General features: G+C 39.0%; 2 protein-coding genes. Both read left to right on the top strand.

All coding sequences use genetic code 11. From position 1 onward, the window contains the following. A partial coding sequence (locus tag AC1DUW_RS29475) for a M24 family metallopeptidase (RefSeq protein WP_477644258.1) occupies nt 1-410 on the top strand: 410 nt, incomplete at its 5' end. 26 nt (nt 411-436) lie between these two features. Beyond that, entirely contained in the window at nt 437-994 is a 558-nt protein-coding gene (gene efp, locus AC1DUW_RS29470) for an elongation factor P (RefSeq protein WP_034308328.1), read from the top strand. Nucleotides 995-1,267: the final 273 nt, after the last annotated feature.

Genomic DNA, 1,267 nt, shown 5'->3' with positions numbered 1-1,267 from the left:
AAGGGTATGTGTCTGATATAACTCGGACATTAGCAGTTGGTCAGCCAAGTGAAGAACTTATTAATATTTATGACATTGTTTTAGAAGCGCAACTGCGTGGCATGGCCGGGATAAAACCTGGGATGACAGGCAGGGAAGCGGATGCACTAACTCGTAATTTAATTGAAGAAAAAGGATTTGGACAGTATTTTGGACATTCAACAGGACATGGAATTGGTCTTGAAGTTCATGAAGGTCCAGCATTATCCTTGAGGTCTGATATCATTCTAGAACCAGGTATGGCTGTTACCGTTGAGCCGGGTATTTATTTACCGGGAGTTGGCGGAGTACGGATTGAAGATGATACAATCGTTACAATAGAAGGTAACGAAGCACTTACACATTCATCAAAAGAGTTAATCATTCTGTAAACATGTACATGTAGGAGGACAATTTTATGATTTCTGTAAACGATTTTCGCACAGGTGTTACAATTGAAGTAGATAATGGAATTTGGCAGGTTATCGAGTTCCAACATGTTAAACCAGGTAAAGGCGCTGCCTTTGTACGTTCTAAGCTTCGTAATCTTCGTACAGGATCCATCCAAGAGAAAACATTCCGTGCGGGTGAAAAAGTGGCGAAAGCGCATATTGAAAACCGTAAAATGCAGTACCTTTATGCAAGTGGAGACAGCCATGTCTTTATGGATAACGAAACTTACGATCAAATCGAGCTACCAGCTTCAAGTATTGAACGCGAATTAAAATTCCTAAAAGAAAATATGGAAGTGCATATTATGACTTTCCAAGCCGAAACACTTGGTGTCGAGCTTCCTAACACAGTTGAACTTGAAGTTGCAGAAACTGAGCCTGGTATTAAAGGCGATACATCTTCAGGTGGAACAAAATCAGCCGTACTTGAAACAGGCCTTTCAGTTCAAGTGCCATTCTTCATCAATCAAGGTGACAAATTATTGATCAATACAAACGAAGGTTCATACGTATCACGCGCATAATTAGAAGAAGTCCGAGATTATATCTCGGGCTTTTTTTTTGTCTTTTTTCATTCCTTTTTATGTATGACTTTTTCTATAGCTAGGGATTGAAGTAGCTAAGAAGTTCTCAAAAGGATTACTAAAAGGTCAGTTTCTTTATTAGCTTGTCATTATTACAGGATGATCGGCATATATTTTATTGAAAGTGGTGTATACAGGAGGATTGTCAAAATGGAAACGATTCTTTCTTTTTTACCGAAAAAATTATACGAGCAGCTCCGGGGTATGACACCC

Source organism: Peribacillus sp. P4_C12 (assembly GCF_056402095.1).
The sequence above is the reverse complement of the archived record's forward strand: the minus strand, read 5'-3'. Positions and strand labels throughout refer to the sequence as shown.

Coding starts and splice junctions, on each gene's coding strand:
- efp (WP_034308328.1), top strand. CDS start 437: ATGATTTCTGTAAACGATTTTCGCACAGGTGTTACAATTGAAGTAGAT.